We start from the raw sequence: 17366 nt of genomic DNA on the forward strand, positions 1-17366 counted from the left end.
GCTCAGGCCCCGTCGCCTGGTGCGTCCTCGCCCACCTCGCCGGACGCCCGCGAGGCGGGCACCGCGGGTCGGCCGGCCGGCGGCCGGCGGGTGGCCGGCACGTCCGGCCCGGCGACGTCGACGGGCTCCGGCTCGGCCGCCTCCTCCGCGCGGGTGGCGGCGGACCAGACGTCCTGCTCGGGCGCCGGCTGAGAATCATGCCCGGTACGGGTCGCCTCGCGCCACACGTGGTCCCCGCTCGGGTGCCCGGCGGTCGCCTGGTCGGTGCCCGACCCGGTCGGGGCGGCGGGACCGTCCGGGGCGAACGCGCGCAGCAGGCTGGCCACCCCGGCCGCGAGATCACCCGCGCCGGTGGCGAGGCGTTCGGCGAATTCGGGACTCGGGTCACGCAACGCGGCGATACCCCGGCAGACCGGGCAGACGCAGCACTCCGCCGATCCGGTGGCGAAACGCCCCGGACCGCCGCCGGCCGCCGCGTCCCGGTCGCCGGCGCCGGCCGCGCCGGGGGTGTGACCGAGCACACCGGAGAGGATCCCACCGAGCGGACCCCAGGGACCGGCCCCGGGCGAGGCGGCGGCCAGCCGGGCGCTGGCCAGCAGCATGGCGACGAGACGCTCGGCCTCTTCCCGGGCCGAACCCGGATCAGTGGTGCCCATGGGTCGGCTCCTCTACCGTGGCGACCGGTCGGCCGGTCGGGTCAGTGGGCCGCACCGGGTGCTTCTACCCGGCGCTTGAGCTGCTTCAACGCCGCATCCATGATCATTTTCTCAGCCTTGCGGCGAAACATGCCGAGCATGGCCACGGAGAGCTCCACCTCCAGGGTGTAGGTCACCGTGGTCGTGCCGTCCGGATTCCCGGCCAGGTCGTACGAGCCGCGCTGGGACTTCTGCATCTTCGAGGGCGCCACCAGGTGCCACTCGATCCGGGAGATGTCCTCGGCGTACTCGTAGGCCAGCACGTACTCGTCGGCCATCACGCCCGCGTCGATGGTGAACCGGACCTGGCTGGCGTACCCGTCCTCGTACTCCTCGATCACCTCCGCGCGCCGCACCGCCTCGGCCCACTCCGGGTACCGGGGGAAGTCGCAGATGACCGCCGCCACGTCGTCCGGTGACGCGCCGACGATGATCGACTGGGTGGAGGAGTCCGCCATGGGGGGAGGCTACCCGGCGGGCGCCCGCCCCGCGCCGCTCCACCCCACCCGGGCGCGCGCGGGGTGTCCCAGCAGCCGGGCGGGCAACCTCCCTCCGGCACTCGGCGACGGCGCCGGGTAGGTTTCGACACAGCCGTCCATGGCCGGCCCGGCCAGTGCGAGCACGAGGGAGTGCAGGTGCGCGAGTTCTCCGTCCCGCCGATCGTCACCGTCGGCGACGCGGCCAACCTGACCGACCCGGTCTGGGACAACGCCGAGGTCGCCCCGGACGCCGTGCAGTTCGCCCGGCGGGCCGGCGACGGCGGCGCCTGGACCGACGTGACCTGCCGGCAGTTCCGGGACGAGGTGGTCGCGGTGGCCCGCGGCCTGGTCGCGGCCGGGGTCAACCCCGGCGACCGGGTCGCGCTGATGAGCCGCACCCGCTACGAGTGGACCCTGCTCGACTACGCCATCTGGGCCGCCGGCGGGGTCACCGTGCCGATCTACGAGACCTCCAGCGCCGAGCAGGCCGCCTGGATCCTGGCCGACTCCGGCGCGGTCGCCGTGGTGGTGGAGACCACCGGGCACGCCACCCTGGTCGCCGGCATCCGGGACCGGCTGCCCGCGCTGCGTGAGGTGTGGCAGATCGAGCTGGGCGCGGTGGACCAGCTGGTCACCGCCGGCGACGCGGTCGACCCGGCCGACATCGAGGTACGCCGCAGCACGCTCCGGGCCGACGACATCGCCACCATCATCTACACCAGCGGCACCACCGGCCGCCCCAAGGGCTGCGTGCTGACCCACCGCAACATGTACGCCGACATCGCCAACGCGGTGCCGGTGCTGCCGAACCTGTTCCGCCCGGGCGCCTCCACCCTGCTCTTCCTGCCGCTGGCGCACGCCTTCGCCCGGCTCATCCAGATCGGCGTGGTGCAGGCCCGGGCCACCATGGCGCACTGCGCGGACACCAAGAACCTGGTCGACGAGCTGCAGGAGTTCCGGCCGACCTTCGTGCTCTCGGTGCCCCGGGTCTTCGAGAAGGTCTACAACGGCGCCCGGCAGAAGGCCGAGGCCGACGGGAAGGGCGGCATCTTCGACCGGGCGGAGAAGGTCGCCATCGCGTACAGCGAGGCGCTGGAGACCGCCGACGGGCCGAGCGTGGGGCTGCGCGCCCAGCGCGCCGTCTTCGACCGGCTGGTCTACCGCAAGCTGCGCGCCGCGATGGGCGGCCGGTGCCGGGACGCGATCTCCGGTGGCGCGCCGCTCGGCGCGCGGCTCGGGCACTTCTTCCGCGGCATCGGGGTGACCATCTGCGAGGGGTACGGCCTCACCGAGACCTCCCCCGCGGCCGCCGCGAACCTGCCTACGGCCACCCGGATCGGCACGGTCGGGCGGCCGCTGCCGGGCGTCACCATCCGGATCGACGACGACGGCGAGATCCTCATCTCCGGTGAGATCATCTTCCGGGGGTACTGGCACAACGAGGCGGCCACCGCGGAGGCGATCAGCGCCGACGGCTGGTTCCGCACCGGCGACCTGGGCGAGCTGGACGAGGACGGCTACCTGCGGATCACCGGCCGGAAGAAGGAGATCATCGTGACCGCCGGCGGCAAGAACGTCGCCCCGGCGGTGCTGGAGGACCAGGTCCGGGCGCACCCGCTGATCAGCCAGTGCGTGGTGGTCGGCGACCGGCAGCCGTTCATCGCCGCGCTGGTCACCATCGACGAGGAGGCCCTGCCGAAGTGGCTGGCCGGGCACGGCCGCCCGGAGACCACCGACGTCGCCGGGCTGCGCGACGACGAGGCGCTGCGGGCCGAGATCCAGGACGCGATCGACCGGGCCAACCAGTCCGTCTCCAAGGCCGAGGCGATCAAGGTGTTCCGGATCCTGCCACAGGACTTCACCGAGGCGACCGGCGAGCTGACCCCCTCGCTGAAGGTCAAGCGGCAGGTCGTGCACAAGACGTACGCCGCGGAGATCGCGGATATCTACCGGGGCTGACTACGATCCGTCACGTGCCCGCCTCCACACCCAGCCCGCCCCAGACGCAGCCGCTCGCCGCGGCCGCCCGCCTGGTCCTCCTCGCGCTGGTCGCCGCCCTGACCCTGTTCGCCACCCGCGACGCCGCGGCGCTGTGGTGGATCGCCCTGCTGGGCGTCGCCGGGCTGCCCGCCGTGCTGGCTCCGCAGCACCGGCTGCTCGGGCTGCTCAGCCGCTTCGCCGAGGTGGTGGTGCTCGGGCTGGCCGCCAGCCAGATCGCCGCCGACACCCGGCTGACCGGGGTGACCGGCGGCCTCGGCGCCTCGGCGGTGCTGCCGTACCTGGCCGTGCCGGTCACCGTGACGGCGCTGCGCCGGCGGTTCCGGGAGGGCGCCGCGCTGCTCGCGGTGGCGGCCGCCACCCTGCTGGTCAGCGCCGCGTTCACCGAGGTCGGCGGCGAGCCGCAGCTCGGCCAGCTCGGCTACCTGGCGGTCTGCGCCCAGTGGCTGATCCTGGCCGGCCTCGGCCTGTACACGGCCGGCACCTTCCAGCGGGTGGTGCGGGTGCGCGGGGAGAGCAAGCCCCAGCCGTACGCCGAGGCCACCCGGCTGCTGACCCAGCTGCGCACGGTGGCCCGCCAGCTGCCCGGGGCGACCCTGGACCCGGGGGGCATCTCCGAGCACCTGCTGGAGGAGCTGCGGACGGTGGCCAAGACCGACCGGGGCGCGGTGCTCTCCGCCTCCGGCGGCGGCCGGCTGGTGGTGCTCGCCCAGATCGGCGCGGACCGGGTCGACTGGGAGACCACCCTCGACGCGGACTCCGCCATCGCCGACGCGTGGGCCAGCCAGCAGCCGCAGACCGCCGCCCGCTCGCAGGCCCGCTCTCGGCATGCCGGTGAGGTCTCCGCGCTGATCGTGCCGCTGGTCGCCGGGGTGCGGACGGTCGGCCTGGTGGTGGTCGAGGCGGACGCCCCGCACGCGTACCCGCCGGCGGTGGTGTCCCGGGTGACCGCGCTGACCGGGCCGGCGGCGCTGCGGCTGGAGGCCGCGCTGCTCTTCGACGAGGTGCGCTCGCTGGCCACCAACGAGGAGCGGCAGCGGCTGGCCCGGGAGATCCACGACGGGGTCGCCCAGGAACTGGTGATGGTCGGGTACGGCATCGACAACGCCCTGGCCACCGTGCACGACGACGCCGAGGAGACCGCCGAGTCGCTGCGGACGCTGCGGCAGGAGGTCACCCGGGTGATCACCGAGCTGCGGCTGAGCCTGTTCGAGCTGCGCAGCGAGGTGGACCGGCACGGCGGCCTGGCCGCCGCGATCGCCGAGTACGCTCGCACCGTCGGCGCGTCCGGCGGGCTGCGGGTGCACCTGTCGCTGGACGAGTCCACCGCCCGGCTGCCCGCGGCCACCGAGGCGGAGCTGCTGCGGATCGCGCAGGAGGCGGTCACCAACGCGCGCAAGCACGCCGGCGCGTCGAATTTGTGGGTCACCTGTGAGGTCGACCCGCCGTACGCGCAAATTGAAGTGTCGGATGACGGTCACGGCATCGGTGACCAGCGCCCCGACGGGCACTATGGTCTTGCGATCATGGCGGAGAGGGCGGAACGTATCCGGGGCCGGTTGGAGATCAGGCCGCGGCGACCCAGCGGCACGACCGTGGCGGTGGTACTCGGCTCCTCGCCCCGGCGCGATAAGGTGCGCGGCAGCGCAGCAGCAGAAGGGGAGTAACCCGAGGATGACCACTAGTCCGACACCGGCCACCCGTACCAAGGTTCTCCTTGTCGACGATCACGACCTGATCCGCAAGGGACTGCGGCACGCCTTCGAGCGGGACCGGCAGTTCGAGGTCGTGGGCGAGGCCGCCACGGCCGCCGAGGGTGTGCGCCAGGCCGGCGCCCTCCAGCCGGACGTGGTGATCATGGATCTGCGGCTCCCCGACGGCAGCGGCCTGGAGGCCACCCGCGCGCTGCGTAAGTCCAGCGCCTCGATGGGCATCGTGGTGCTCACCATGTACGCCGGCGACGACCAGCTCTTCGGCGCCCTGGAGGCGGGGGCGAGCGCGTTCGTGCCGAAGACCGCCCCGGCCGACGAGGTGGTGGCCGCCGCCCGGCACGCCGCCTCCTCCCCCAGCGCGTTCACCGCCGCCGACCTGGCCGAGGCCATGAAGCGCCGGCTGGCCCCGTCCGGCCCGCAGCTCTCCCCACGGGAGGGCCAGGTGCTGCGGCTGCTCGCCGACGGCATGAGCGTCGCCGGCATCGCCAAGCAGCTCTTCGTCAGCGAGTCCACCGCCAAGACGCACATCTCGAAGCTCTACGAGAAGCTGGGTGCCGCCAACCGGGCCCAGGCGCTGATGACCGCGCTGCGGCTGGGCCTGCTCGAGGCACCGGACGCCCCCAAGTTCTGACCCCGCACCGACGCCCGTCGGTCAGCGGCCCGCGTACCCGCCCGGGGCGCGGGCCGCTCCGGCATGCCGGGCAACCCCGGCCGCGTACCGTGATCGGACAGTGACGCAACGACGGTGGTCTTTGCACCGCGACCGCGGGCGGGCAGAATACCCGGGTGGTCGCGCGGGCGGGACCCCGCGCGCTGTGAACAAAGGGGCAGAGGCATGCAGCGGCCGGACTGGGCACCCGACTCGATCGACATGGAGCGCCCCAGCGTCGCCCGCATGTACGACTACTACCTCGGCGGCTCGCACAACTTCGCGGCCGACCGGGCCGCCGCCCAGGCGATGATGGCGGCCGTGCCGGAGGCCCCGCTGATGGCCCAGGCCAACCGCGCGTTCCTGCGCCGGGCGGTGCAGTTCCTCGCCGAGTCCGGGGTGCGCCAGTTCCTCGACATCGGCTCCGGCATCCCCACCGTCGGCAACGTGCACGAGGTCGCCCAGCGGATCGACCCGGAGTGCCGGGTGGTCTACGTCGACGTCGACCCGGTCGCGGTGGCGCACAGCCGGGAGATCCTGGCCGGCAACGACCGGGCCACGGTGATCCAGGAGGACCTGCGCCGCCCGGCGGCCATCCTCCAGCATCCCGAGGTGACCTCGCTGCTGGACCTCAGCCAGCCGGTGGCCGTGATGATCGTGGCGGTGCTGCACTTCGTACCCGACGAGGACCGCCCGGAGGAGATCCTGCGGACCCTGCGGTCCGCGCTGCCCCCCGGCAGCTACCTGGTCATGTCGCAGGCCAGCGACGACGACCGGGGCGAGACGGGCGAGCGGGCGGAGGCCGAGCGGGTCTACCGCCGCACCGACAGCCAGCTGTTCATCCGCAGCCGTGCCGAGCTCACCGCGCTCTTCGCCGGCTTCGACCTGGTCGAGCCGGGCGTGGTCTGGGTGCCGCAGTGGCGGCCGGATGCCCCGGAGCAGGCGGAGGACGCGGCCAAGGCGGTCTTCATCGGCGGCGTCGGGCGGCTCGGTGACTGAGCCGGCCGGGCGGGGCCGCTCCTGCCCGGGCACCTTCGCCCGGGCCTGGGCCAAGGCGGTCGCCGGCACGAGCTACCTGCCGATGACCCAGGCCCAGCTGGAGGCGCTGCTGCAACGGCTCACCGAGCGGCTGGCCGCGGCGCTCCGGTCCGAACCGTTCGACCTGCGCATCGGCCAGCAGGTCGGCGCGGAACTGGTCCGCGCGCACATCGCCTCCGCCGAAGGGCTCGGCCGCACCGTGGAGGTCATCCAGCTGCGCCTGGTCCGCGACCTCGGCCTGGTCGCCGAGGACGTCGAGGACCGGATGGCCCGGCTGCTCGCCACCGTCGCCACCGGGTACGCCCGCGCGCTGCGCGACCGCACGCTGGACGAGCAGGAGACCATCCGGCGGGCCGCCATGATGGCCCGGGCACAGGCCGAACGGGCGTTGCGGGACAGCGAGGCGCGCTTCCGGCACCAGGCAACCCACGACCCGCTGACCGACCTGCCCAACCGCACCCTGTTCACCGAGCGGCTCACCGCCGCGCTGACCCGACCGGGCCGCGACGCCGACCGGGTCGGGGTCTGCTTCCTCGACCTGGACCGGTTCAAGGTGGTCAACGACTCCCTCGGCCACCAGGTCGGCGACCGACTGCTGATCGCCGTGGCGGAGCGGCTGCGCGGCGCGCTCGGCGAGCACCTGGTGGCCCGGCTGGGCGGCGACGAGTTCGTCATCCTGGTGGAACGGACCGCGGGCACCGACGACGCGGTCCGGGTGGCCGAGGCGGCGCTCGCCGCGGTGAACGAGCCGGCCCTGGTCGACGGGCACGAGCTGACCGTCTCGGCCAGCATCGGCATCGTGGAGCGGCAGGTGGCCGACACCACGCCGGTGGAGCTGATGCGGGCCGCCGACAGCACCCTGCACTGGGCCAAGGCGGCCGGCGGCGCCCGCTGGTCGCTCTTCGACGCCGACCGCAACCGCCGCGAGCTGGCCCGGTACGCGCTCTCCGCGGCCATCCCCACCGCGCTGGAGCGGGGCGAGTTCTACCTCGACTACCAGCCGCTGACCGCGCTGCGCGACGGCCGGGTGCTCGGCATGGAGGCGCTGGTCCGCTGGCGCCACCCGGAGCTGGGCGTGCTGCGGCCGGACAGCTTCATCGGGCTGGCCGAGGAGACCGGGCTGATCGGGCGGCTCGGCGGCTGGGTGCTGGCCGAGGCGTGCCGGGAGGCCCGGACGTGGGCCGACCAGGCCGGCGACGCCCCGTTCGTCAGCGTCAACCTGGCCGTGCAGCAGGTCCGCCGGCCGGGGCTGGTGGACGAGGTACGCGCGCTGCTGGGGCGTACCGGCCTGCCGCCCGGGCGGCTCCAGCTGGAGATCACCGAGAGCACCATGATGAGCACCGCCGAGGAACCGGTACGCGCCCTGCGGGTGCTGGCCGACCTCGGCGTCCGGATCGCCATCGACGACTTCGGCACCGGCTACTGCAACCTCGCGTACCTGCGGGGCCTGCCGGTGACCGAGCTGAAGGTGGCCGGCGAGTTCGTCACCGGGCTGCGCGCCCCCGCCGACGACCCGGCCAGCCGCACCGACGAGCGGATCCTCGCCGCGCTGGTGTCGCTGGCCCACGCGCTGCGGGTGACGGTGACCGCCGAGGGCGTGGAGACCGCCGAGCAGGCCGCCCGGCTGCGGGCGATCGGCTGCGACGCCGCGCAGGGCTGGCACTTCGGCCGGCCCGGGCCGGCGCGGCAGCACCTGGACCGCTCCCCCGCCCTCTCCGGCACCGGCGCCTGACCGCCGGCTCAGGCAGGCGCGCGGGGCTGGCGGCCGTCCTCCCCGTCCAGGTATGCCAGCACGGCGAGCACCCGCCGGTTGTCGTCGTTGGACGGCGGCATCCGCAGCTTGCTGAAGATGCTGTTGATGTGCTTGCTGACCGCCTTCTCGGTGACGAAGAGCCGGCCGGCGATCGCCGCGTTCGAGCGCCCCTCGGCCATCAGGCCCAGCACCTCCCGCTCCCGGGCGGTCAGGTCCGCCAGCGGCTCCGCGCCGGCCCGGCTGGCCAGCAACTGGGCGACCACCTCGGGGTCCATCACCGTGCCGCCGGCGGCCACCCGGCGCACCGCGTCGACGAACTGGTCGACGTGCGACACCCGGTCCTTGAGCAGGTACCCGACGCCGCCACGCCGGTCGGAGAGCAACTCCCGGGCGTACAGCCGCTCGACGTGCTGGGAGAGCACCAGCACCGGCAGCCCGGGCAGCTCGGCCCGGGCCCGGATGGCCGCCTGCAACCCCTCGTCGGTGAAGGTGGGCGGCAGCCGTACGTCGACCACCGCGACGTCGGGGCGGTGCGTGGTGAGCGCGGGCAGCACCGACGGTCCGTTGTCGACGGCCGCGACCACCTGGCAGCCGAACGCCTCGAGGATGCGGGTCAACCCGTCCCGGAGGAGGGCGAGATCCTCGGCGATGACAACTCGCACGGCAGCTCCATGGTGACGACGGTGGGTCCACCGACCGGACTGGTCACCGTCATCGTTCCATCGAAGGCCGCCAGGCGGCGCCCGACACCCGCCAGGCCGCTGCCCGCCGCCGGATCGGCGCCGCCCCGCCCGTCGTCACCGACCACCAGGGTCAGTCGCCCGTCGGCGTACCGCACGGTGATCCACGCCCGGGACGCCGCGCTGTGCTTCGTGACGTTGGCCAGCCCTTCCGCCACCGCGAAGTACGCCGCCGACTCCACCGGCGCCGGCGGCCGGCCCGGCAGCTCCGCGCTCACCGCCACCGGCAGCGGCACGGACAACGCCAACGCCCGTACCGCACCGTCCAGCCCGCGCTCGGCGAGCACCGGCGGGTGGATGCCCCGGACCAGCCCGCGCAGCTCGGCCAGGGCCTGCCCGCTGGTCTCCCGGGCCTCGGCGAGCAGGCGGCGCACCGCCTCCGGGTCGCGCTGGACGAGCTGCTCGGCCAGCCCGATGCTCATGCTCAACGCCACCAACCGGGCCTGCGCGCCGTCGTGCAGGTCCCGTTCGATCCGGCGCAGCTCGGCCGCCTGGGCGTCGACCGTCTCGGCCCGGGTGACGGTGAGCTGGCGGACCCGCAACGCCAGCGCGGCGGCCCGGGTCGGCGGCAGGAAGAAGCCGGCGAAGGTCAGGTGCAGCCAGACCAGCCAGCGCCCGGCGGCCAGCCCGGCGGCCAGGACCAGCACCCCCAGCGGGACGCAGAGCACCGCCTGGAACAGGTTGTCGATCGGCCAGAACGGCCCGTAGCCGTACCAGACGTCGGCCAGGTGCAGCAGCACCGGCACCCCGAGCGCGCCCTCCAGGCCGTACAGCGGGAGCGCGAACGCGGCCAGGCACACCGCGCCGGTCACCGCGCCGGGCAGCAGCCAGGACAGGTCCCGCCAGGTGGCCGGGTCGGTCACCACCCAACGGAACCGCCGCCACGTGGCGACCTGCGCGCCGGGCGGGGCCGGCAGGTACGGGGTGGGCAGCTCCACCCCGCTCCACCGGGCCAGCCGCCGGTGCAGCCCGGTGCAGAGCCGGACCAGCGCGGTGACCACCGGGAACAGGGCGAACCCCACCCCGAAGGCCGGGATGAGCAGCAGCGCCACCAGCGACAACACGACCAGCAGCACGTGCGTGGTCAGCGACAGCAGGGCGATCAGCAGCCCCTGCGCGGCGGTGACCGCGGCGGGCCGCAGGCCGGCGCGGATTCGGTCGGGTACCCGGCTGTCCACGGCGCCCATTCTCCGGCACCGCCGCGCCGGAAGCGGTGGTGCTGGCACCACCCGGGTCGGCGGGATGACACCCCTGACCGGGGGCGGCCCGGGCCGAAGGATCGGGGATGAGACGGGGGCCGTGCCGGTTCCCGACGGTGACCGACCGAGAGGACAACCGATGTCACCACAACGACTGGCCGGCCTGCCGTCCGGCCGCCGGGGCAGGTACGCCGTGCTGCTGTTCTGGCTGGTGCTGCTGGCGGTGGCCGGGCCGCTCGCGCTGAAACTCGGCGACGTGCAGGACAACTCGACGCTCGGCGCGTTGCCCGCCGGGGCGGAGAGCAGCCGGGCGGCGCAGCGGGCCGCCGACGCCTTCCCCGAGTCGCGGCGGCAGCTCGCCATCGCCGTCTACGTCCGGGACACCGGCCTGACCGACGCCGACCGGGCCCGCGTCGACGCCGACCGGGCGGCCTTCGCCCGGTACGCCGAGGGCGGCGTGGTCTCCCCACCGGTGCCCGCCGCCGACGGCCGGGCGCTGCTGTTCTCCCTGCCGGTCAGCATGGACGAGGACCGGCGCGCCGAGGCGGTCGGCGCGTTGAAGGACCGGCTGACCGACGGCGCCCCGCCGGGCCTGCGCATCGCACTGACCGGCGACGCCGCCGCCGAGCACGACGTCTTCGACGCGTTCGGTGGGATGGACGGCGCGCTGCTGCTGGCGACCGCGCTCACCGTCGCCCTGCTCCTGCTGGTCACCTACCGCAGCCCGGTGCTGTGGCTGATCCCGCTGCTCGCGGTCGGTGCGGCCAACCAGCTCGCCGGCGCGGTGGTCTATCTGCTGGCCAAGCACGCCGGGCTGGCCGTGGACTTCCAGAGCCAGACCATCCTGACCGTGCTGGTGTTCGGCGTCGGCGTGGACTACGCCCTGCTGCTGATCGCCCGCTACCGCGAGGAGCTGCGCCGGCACGCCGACCGGCACCGGGCGATGGCGGCGGCACTGCGCCGCTCGTACGGCGCGGTGTGCGCGTCGGCGGCCACCGTGGCGATCGGGCTGCTCTGCCTGCTCGCGGCGGACCTGCCGGCCACCCGTGGGCTGGGCCCGGTCGGCGCGGTCGGCATCGGCGCGGCGCTGCTGGCCATGACCACCCTGCTCCCGGCGGTGCTGGTGCTGCTCGGCCGGTGGCTGTTCTGGCCGTTCGTGCCCCGCTACAGCGCCGACGCGGACACCCGCGACCGGACCGCCGACCACGGCGGCTGGCGGCGGGTCGCCAACCTGGTCGCCAGCCGGCCCCGCGCGGTCTGGCTCGGCACCGCCGCCGTGCTGGTCGCGCTGACCTTCGGCATCGGCAACCTCAGCGTCGGCCTGACCGACGACGAGTCCTTCACCACCGAGGTCGGCTCGGTCACCGGGCAGCGTCTGATCGCCGCCCACTATCCGGGCGGCTCGGCGGCGCCCGCCGAGATCCTGGCCGCCGCCGGGGCGGCCGACCGGGTGGTGGCCGCCGCCCGCGCGGTGCCCGGTGTCGCCGAGGTGGCCGCGCCGCAGCGGTCGGCCGACGGCCGGTGGGTGCGCGTGACGGCGGTGCTCGCCGACGCCCCGGACAGCGACGCCGCCTGGGACGCGGTGACCGGACTGCGGGCCGCCGTGCACGCGGTGCCCGGGGCGCAGGCCGTGGTGGGCGGACGGACCGCGACGCTGCTCGACGAGCGGCGCACGGTGGACCGGGACAACCTGGTGGTCATCCCGCTGGTGCTCCTCGTCGTCCTGGCGGTGCTGGTGCTGCTGCTGCGGTCACTGGTCGCGCCGCTGCTGCTGATGGCGAGCGTGGTGCTGTCGTTCGCCGCCGCGATGGGGGCCGCCGGGCTGCTGCTCGACGCCATGGGGCACCCCCGGCTGTTCGTCGGGGTCCCGTTGCAGACGTTCCTGTTCCTGGTGGCCCTCGGCGTGGACTACACCATCTTCCTGATGACCCGGGCCCGGGAGGAGACCGCGCTGATCGGGCACCGGCCGGGCGTGCTGCGCGCCCTCACCGTCACCGGCGGGGTGATCACCAGCGCCGGCATCGTGCTGGCGGCCACCTTCGGGTCGCTGCTGGTGCTGCCGCTCGTGCCGTCGGTGCAGGTGGGCGTCATCGTGGCGGTCGGCATCCTGCTCGACACGCTGCTGGTCCGCAGCCTGCTGATCCCGGCGCTCACCCTGGACCTGGGCGTCCGCACCTGGTGGCCGGGGCGGCTGTCCCGCCGCTCCCCGCAGCCCACCTCGCCGCCGCCCGCCCCCGAACCGGCCCTGACGGCGTGACAGCAGCGGCCCCCGGTCAACGCCCGCCGTTGCGCCGGGGGCCCGCTCGACGTCGGACGGTGCCCAGGCCCCGCTCGACGTCGGGCGTCGTGCTCGTGGGCGCCGCTGGGCTGCCGGCGGGGGCCGGTCAGCCGGCGAGCAGGGCGGCCATCCGCTCGGCCTGGGTCTCCCACCGCCACTCCCGCTCCACCCAGGCCCGGCCGGCCGCGCCGAACTGGCGGGCCAGGTCCCGGTCGGCGAGCAGGGTGGCCACCCGGTCGGCGAGCTGGACGACGTCCCGGCCACGCACCACGTACCCGGTCTCCCCCTCCCGGACGGCGTCCGGCGCGCCGCCCGAGTCGCCCGCCACCACCGGGAGCCCGGTCGCGCTGGCCTCCAGGTAGACGATGCCCAGACCCTCCACGTCCAGGCCGCGGTTGCGGGTCCGGCAGGGCATCGCGTACACGTCACCGGCGGCGTAGTGGGCGGGCAGCTCGGCCGACGGCACCGAGCCGGTGAAGACCACGTCGCGGTCCACCCCGGTCTGCCGGGCCAGCTTCTCCAGCGCCGCCCGGTACGGCCCGCCCCCGACGATCAGCAGCGCCGCGTCCGGGACCCGGCGGCGGATCTCCGGCAGGGCGCGGATCAGCATGTCCTGCCCCTTGCGGGGCACCAGCCGGGACACGCAGACCACCACCGGCCGGTCGGCCAGCCCGAGCCGCACCCGCACCCGTTCCCCGTCCACCGCCGGGTGGTAGGTCTCCACGTCCACGCCCGGGGCGAGCCGGCGCAGCTCGGTCACCCCGTCCAGCACCCGGGCCAGCCGGACCCGGGTGTACTCGCCCAGGTAGGTGGTCACGTCGACGCCCCGACCGATCCGGCGCAGCGCCGACCGGGCGCCGGGCAGCGTCGCCCAGCCGGCCTCGTGACCGTGGGTGAGGGCCACCGCGCGCCGGATCCCGGCCCGGCGGCGCAGCCCCGCCGCCAGCAGCCCCAGCGGGGCCGCCGCGCCGAACCACACGGTGTCGCAGTCGTACGCCCGGGCCAGCTTCGCGGCGCGCCGGGCGATCAGCGGGGTGGGCAGCAGCACCTTGGTGCGCTCCCGGACCACCTCGAACGGCTGGTCGGCGTCGAACTTCGCCGCCCCGCGCCAGCTCGACGCGTAGACCACCACCGAGCCGGCGGGCTGGCGGATCGCGAGGTGATGCACGAACGACTGGATGCCGCCGGGGCGCGGCGGGAAGTCGTTGGTGATCAGCAAGGTCCGGCTCATCCGCCGCTCCCCCTGGCGTAGGCGCGGGCGGCGGCCATCCGCTCCACGGTGGACGGATGGCTGGCCGACCAGAGGTACTCCCAGCGGGGCGGGTCCGGGTCGGCGAGGTTCACTCCGGCCAGGCGGCGCTGCATCGCCTCGAAGGTGCCCGGGTCGCCGGTCAGGGCGAGCGCGTGCGCGTCCGCCCGGGCCTCCACCTGCCGCGACACCAGGGCCTGCACCGGGGTGGCCACCAGCCCGGCGATGGTGATCAGCGCGATGAGCAGCGGGAACGCCCGCGGCTGGGCGATCCCGTCGACGCCGGCCAGCCGCAGCAACGGCGGCCACGAGCCGATCAGGAACAGCGCCACCACGGCGGCGGCCGCGCCGAGCGCCCCCAGCACGGTGCCGGTCCAGACGTCCCGGTCCCGGGCGTGCCCCAGCTCGTGCGCCACCACGCTGGTCACCTCCTCCGGGGTGGCCTCGCGCAGCAGCGTGTCGTAGACCACCACCCGCCGGGTCGGCCCCAGCCCGGAGACGTACGCGTTGACCGCCCGGGTCCGCCGCGAGGCGTCGGCGACTAGCACGTCGCGGACCGGCACCCCGTCCCGGTCGGCCAACGCGATCAGCTCGGCGCGCAGCGGGCCGGGCTCCATCGGGGTGAACTTGTTGAACACCGGCTCCACCAGCACCGGCAGCACGAACGACAGCAGCACGACCAGCAGCGCCGCCCCGGCCGCGCCGAGCGCCCACCACCAGCGCGGGGCGAGCCGGACCACCGCGTAGAAGCCGAGCAAGACGAGGGCGCCGATGATCGCGCTGACCGCGTACGACTTGACCAGGTCGACCGCCCAGCCGCTCCAGCCCTGGGTGCTCAGCCCGTAGCGGACGAGCACGGTCTGCCGCCAGGCCGCGAAGGGCAGGGTGAGCAGGTCGGCCAGGAGCAGCACGGCGAGCCCGCCGAGCACCGCCTGGGCGATCCAGTGGTCCCCGAAGGGGCGGCCGGCCAGCTCGACCAGGCGACCGCCCAGCGGGGTGAACCCCAGCACCAGGGCGACCAGCAGGCCGACAGCCAGCGCGGACCACGCGGCCGGGCGCAGCGCGCCGTGGAAGGCACGCCCCCGGGTCACCTGCTCGACCGGCAGGGACCGCAGCGCGGCCAGCTGGTCGGCGCGGGGGGCCGGTGGCCGGCCCCACGGGATCAGCACCGCCCCGGCGACGACCAGCGCGACGACCAGCCCGGCCAGGGTGAGCACCGCCCAGCCGCGCGGGGTCACCGCGCCCCGCCGTCGTATCGCGCCCGAGTCATGCCGTTCCCTTCCGCCGTGACCGCTCATCCTAAGCCCGACCGGCCGCCGCCGGACCCGCCGCCCGCGCCCACCGAACCGCCACCCGACGCCCAGCCACCCGACGCCCGGCCACCCGACACCCGGCCGGCCGGCCGGCGGACGGGCGGACGGGCGGACGGCGGACGGCGGTGGCGACCGCGCGAGTCGCGGCAAAGCGTGGCCTCCACGCCCACGGAAGCCCCGATATGCCGCAACCTGAGTCGATCACCCGCCGGACCCGGAACGCCGCCCGGCCCTGGCCAGGCCGGCGCACTCCCGGCCCACTACCGGGCGCGGCCCCGGGACGGCCGACCCACGACACGGCCGACCCACGGCACGGCGCGGCCCTGGGCCGGCCGGCGTACGCGGTGGTCGGGGACGGGTGGTCAGGCGATCCGGCGGCGGGGCCGGCGGGTGGGCCGGGCGGTCGGCGGCAGCACCTCCACCTCGAAGCCGGCCCGGGCGAACACCTCGATCGCCCGGTGCTCGGCGGGGCCCAGGTCGGCCGCCGGCGAGCCGGTGTCGAGCAGTGCGGTCACCAGGCAGCCGGAACAGCCGGCGCCGCGGATCCCGCAGGTGTCGCAGTCGATGCGCATCAACGCCTCCTGACGCGTCGCCGGTGGCGGACGGGTGACCCCCGACCACCGTCGGTCACCACGACGCTAGGCCAGGGGTGTGACAGAACCGGACAACGAGGCAGCAGCCGCCCCGAACCCGAGCATCGCGCTCAGGAACGGGCGAGCCGGCGCACCAGCGAGTCCGCGCCCAGCGGGTAGGCGCCGTGCCGGCGTACCCCGTCGGCGACCTCCCGGTCGGAGGAGACCACGACGACCGGGCGCCCGGCCGGCTCGGCCCGGACCAGCCGGCGGATCAGCTCGTCGGCGGTCTCTCCCTTGCGGGAGAAGAGCACCCGCACGCCGCGCGGGGCGGGCGGCAGCCCGTGGATGCGCTCGGCGCCGTCGAAGACCACGGTGACCTCGTCCCCGGTCTGCGCGGCGATCCCGCCCAGCCCGCTGATCAGCCGTTTGCGCTGCTGCTCCAGGGACATCTCGCCGAAGCCGCGCTTGGTGACGTTGTAGCCGTCGACGACCAGGTGCGCCTTCGGTAGCGCGAGGAGCTGGTCGAGCCGGGCCGGGTCGTCGGTGTCCCGGGCCCGGGTGGCCGCGCCGGCCTGGGTGGTGGCCGACTGGTCGGCGAACGCGTCGGCCACGAAGTCGGCGGGCATCCGGTCGACCGGTTCCAGCGCCAGCTCCCGGCGCAGCCCCACGGCGGCCTGTCCGATGGTCTCGAGGAGCAGCCAGAGTTTGGCGTCGTCGACGGAGCGGGCCTCCTTGGCGCTGGCCCGGGCCAGCCCGGCCGCGGCCTCCGCCTCGGCCAGCCGGGCCCGCGCCCGGCGCAGCTCGGCGTCCGCGTCGGCCGCCGCCCGCGCCGCCCGGCCCCGCTCGGTGGCCAGCATCTCGCTGGCCTTGCGCTCCCGGGCCTGGGTCTCCCGGAGGGTACGCGCCAGTTGGCGGGCCTCCTCGCGGAGCTGCCCCAGCTCCTCCCGGACCCGGGCCAGCTCGTCGCGGAGCTTCTCCGCCTCGACCCGGGCCACCGCCCGGTCGTGCTCGGCGCGGCTGGCCCGCTGCTCGGCCTCCCGGACCAGCTCGGCGACGACCGCGCTGTCCGCCTCGGCGCGTACCGCGGCCCCGCTGGCCTCGATCAGTTCGCGCCAGCCGCGTGGCCGGGCCAGGTAGGCCAGGGCGGCCACCTCGACCGGGTCGGCGGCGGCCGGTGCGGTCCCTTCGACGACCGCGGCACCGAGGTCACCGGCGTCGGCCAGCACCCGCGCGGTGACCCGCTGCCGGAACAGCGGGTCGGCGGTGAGCTGGGCGGCGATGGCCGCGGCGCCGAGCCGGGCCCGCCGGTTGGGGGCGAACTTGGCCACCCGGCGGAGCGGGACGGGCACCTCGTCGGCGGGCAGGCCCGGCAGCACGGTGGCGGTCAGCGTGACGATCCGCTGGCGCACCGGCTCGGGGAGGACGGGCTCCGGCTCGGGGGCCGCGGCCGGGACGTCCGGGCCGGCGTCGGCCGGCGGGTCGGGCGGGGTCTCACCGATCTCGGGCCCGCCGACCACCGGCTCCTCCGCGGAGAAGCGGTCGTCGTGCGGCTCGGTGAGGGGCATGTGGCAAGTCTCCCACCCCGAACGGGCCCACCGCCCGGTGAGTGAGCCGATCTCTCATCCTACCCTGCGGTGACGGTTGGGACCGCTGGGACGGGAGTGTCGGACCCGGCCGCTACCGTCCCG

14 protein-coding genes are annotated in these 17366 nt (G+C 75.5%); 6 read left to right on the forward strand and 8 right to left on the reverse strand.

The window, feature by feature from the left end:
* Positions 1 to 2: 2 nt before the first annotated feature.
* Both AB0I11_RS09865 and AB0I11_RS09870 read right to left on the reverse strand, forming a co-directional pair.
* Positions 3 to 656, reverse strand: coding sequence for a hypothetical protein (locus AB0I11_RS09865; protein WP_357316291.1), 654 nt, complete (start codon positions 654 to 656; stop codon positions 3 to 5).
* A 41-nt stretch (positions 657 to 697) separates the two neighbouring features.
* Positions 698 to 1153, reverse strand: a complete 456-nt coding sequence (locus tag AB0I11_RS09870; protein WP_357316294.1) for an SRPBCC family protein — start codon at positions 1151 to 1153, stop codon at positions 698 to 700.
* Between the two features lie 177 nt (positions 1154 to 1330).
* Between AB0I11_RS09870 and AB0I11_RS09875 the strand changes: the two genes are divergently transcribed.
* From AB0I11_RS09875 to AB0I11_RS09895, 5 genes are all read left to right on the forward strand, one after another.
* On the forward strand, positions 1331 to 3133 hold the full coding sequence (locus tag AB0I11_RS09875; RefSeq protein WP_357316297.1) for an AMP-dependent synthetase/ligase: 1803 nt from the start codon (positions 1331 to 1333) through the stop codon (positions 3131 to 3133).
* A 14-nt stretch (positions 3134 to 3147) separates the two neighbouring features.
* Complete coding sequence (locus tag AB0I11_RS09880; protein ID WP_357316300.1) at positions 3148 to 4839, forward strand: GAF domain-containing sensor histidine kinase; 1692 nt, start codon at positions 3148 to 3150, stop codon at positions 4837 to 4839.
* Between the two features lie 7 nt (positions 4840 to 4846).
* Positions 4847 to 5515: a response regulator transcription factor gene (locus tag AB0I11_RS09885; protein ID WP_007072219.1), complete on the forward strand. Its 669-nt coding sequence runs from the start codon at positions 4847 to 4849 to the stop codon at positions 5513 to 5515.
* A gap of 204 nt (positions 5516 to 5719) precedes the next feature.
* The gene (locus AB0I11_RS09890) at positions 5720 to 6532 is read left to right on the forward strand and encodes an SAM-dependent methyltransferase (protein WP_357316303.1); all 813 of its coding nucleotides are present in this window, start codon (positions 5720 to 5722) and stop codon (positions 6530 to 6532) included.
* Positions 6533 to 6614: 82 nt separating this feature from the next.
* Entirely contained in the window at positions 6615 to 8303 is a 1689-nt protein-coding gene (locus AB0I11_RS09895; protein ID WP_357316597.1) for a bifunctional diguanylate cyclase/phosphodiesterase, read from the forward strand.
* 8 nt (positions 8304 to 8311) lie between these two features.
* On the opposite strand, the gene AB0I11_RS09900 is transcribed toward AB0I11_RS09895, so the two are convergent.
* Complete coding sequence (locus tag AB0I11_RS09900) at positions 8312 to 8986, reverse strand: response regulator transcription factor (RefSeq protein ID WP_357316306.1); 675 nt, start codon at positions 8984 to 8986, stop codon at positions 8312 to 8314.
* Positions 8938 to 10242, reverse strand: a complete 1305-nt coding sequence (locus tag AB0I11_RS09905) for a histidine kinase (protein WP_357316309.1) — start codon at positions 10240 to 10242, stop codon at positions 8938 to 8940. The genes AB0I11_RS09900 and AB0I11_RS09905 overlap by 49 nt, the downstream gene beginning before the upstream one ends.
* 160 nt (positions 10243 to 10402) lie before the next feature.
* On the opposite strand from AB0I11_RS09905, the gene AB0I11_RS09910 reads away from it, so the two are divergent.
* Positions 10403 to 12520 carry an MMPL family transporter gene (locus AB0I11_RS09910; protein ID WP_357316312.1) on the forward strand — a complete coding sequence of 706 codons (2118 nt, stop codon included), beginning with the start codon at positions 10403 to 10405 and terminating at the stop codon, positions 12518 to 12520.
* 127 nt (positions 12521 to 12647) lie between these two features.
* Here the strand turns inward: AB0I11_RS09910 and AB0I11_RS09915 are convergent, their stop codons facing one another.
* The 4 genes from AB0I11_RS09915 to AB0I11_RS09930 form a co-directional block, all read right to left on the reverse strand.
* Complete coding sequence (locus AB0I11_RS09915; protein ID WP_357316315.1) at positions 12648 to 13772, reverse strand: glycosyltransferase family 4 protein; 1125 nt, start codon at positions 13770 to 13772, stop codon at positions 12648 to 12650.
* Complete coding sequence (locus tag AB0I11_RS09920) at positions 13769 to 15028, reverse strand: M48 family metallopeptidase (RefSeq protein ID WP_357316319.1); 1260 nt, start codon at positions 15026 to 15028, stop codon at positions 13769 to 13771. The genes AB0I11_RS09915 and AB0I11_RS09920 overlap by 4 nt, the downstream gene beginning before the upstream one ends.
* Positions 15029 to 15465: 437 nt before the next feature.
* Positions 15466 to 15675, reverse strand: coding sequence for a hypothetical protein (locus AB0I11_RS09925; protein WP_357316323.1), 210 nt, complete (start codon positions 15673 to 15675; stop codon positions 15466 to 15468).
* A 131-nt stretch (positions 15676 to 15806) separates the two neighbouring features.
* Entirely contained in the window at positions 15807 to 17243 is a 1437-nt protein-coding gene (locus tag AB0I11_RS09930) for an NYN domain-containing protein (protein ID WP_357316327.1), read from the reverse strand.
* Between the last annotated feature and the right edge of the window lie 123 nt (positions 17244 to 17366).

It is taken from the genome of Micromonospora sp. NPDC050495 (genome assembly GCF_040655175.1).
Lineage (GTDB): Bacteria > Actinomycetota > Actinomycetes > Mycobacteriales > Micromonosporaceae > Micromonospora.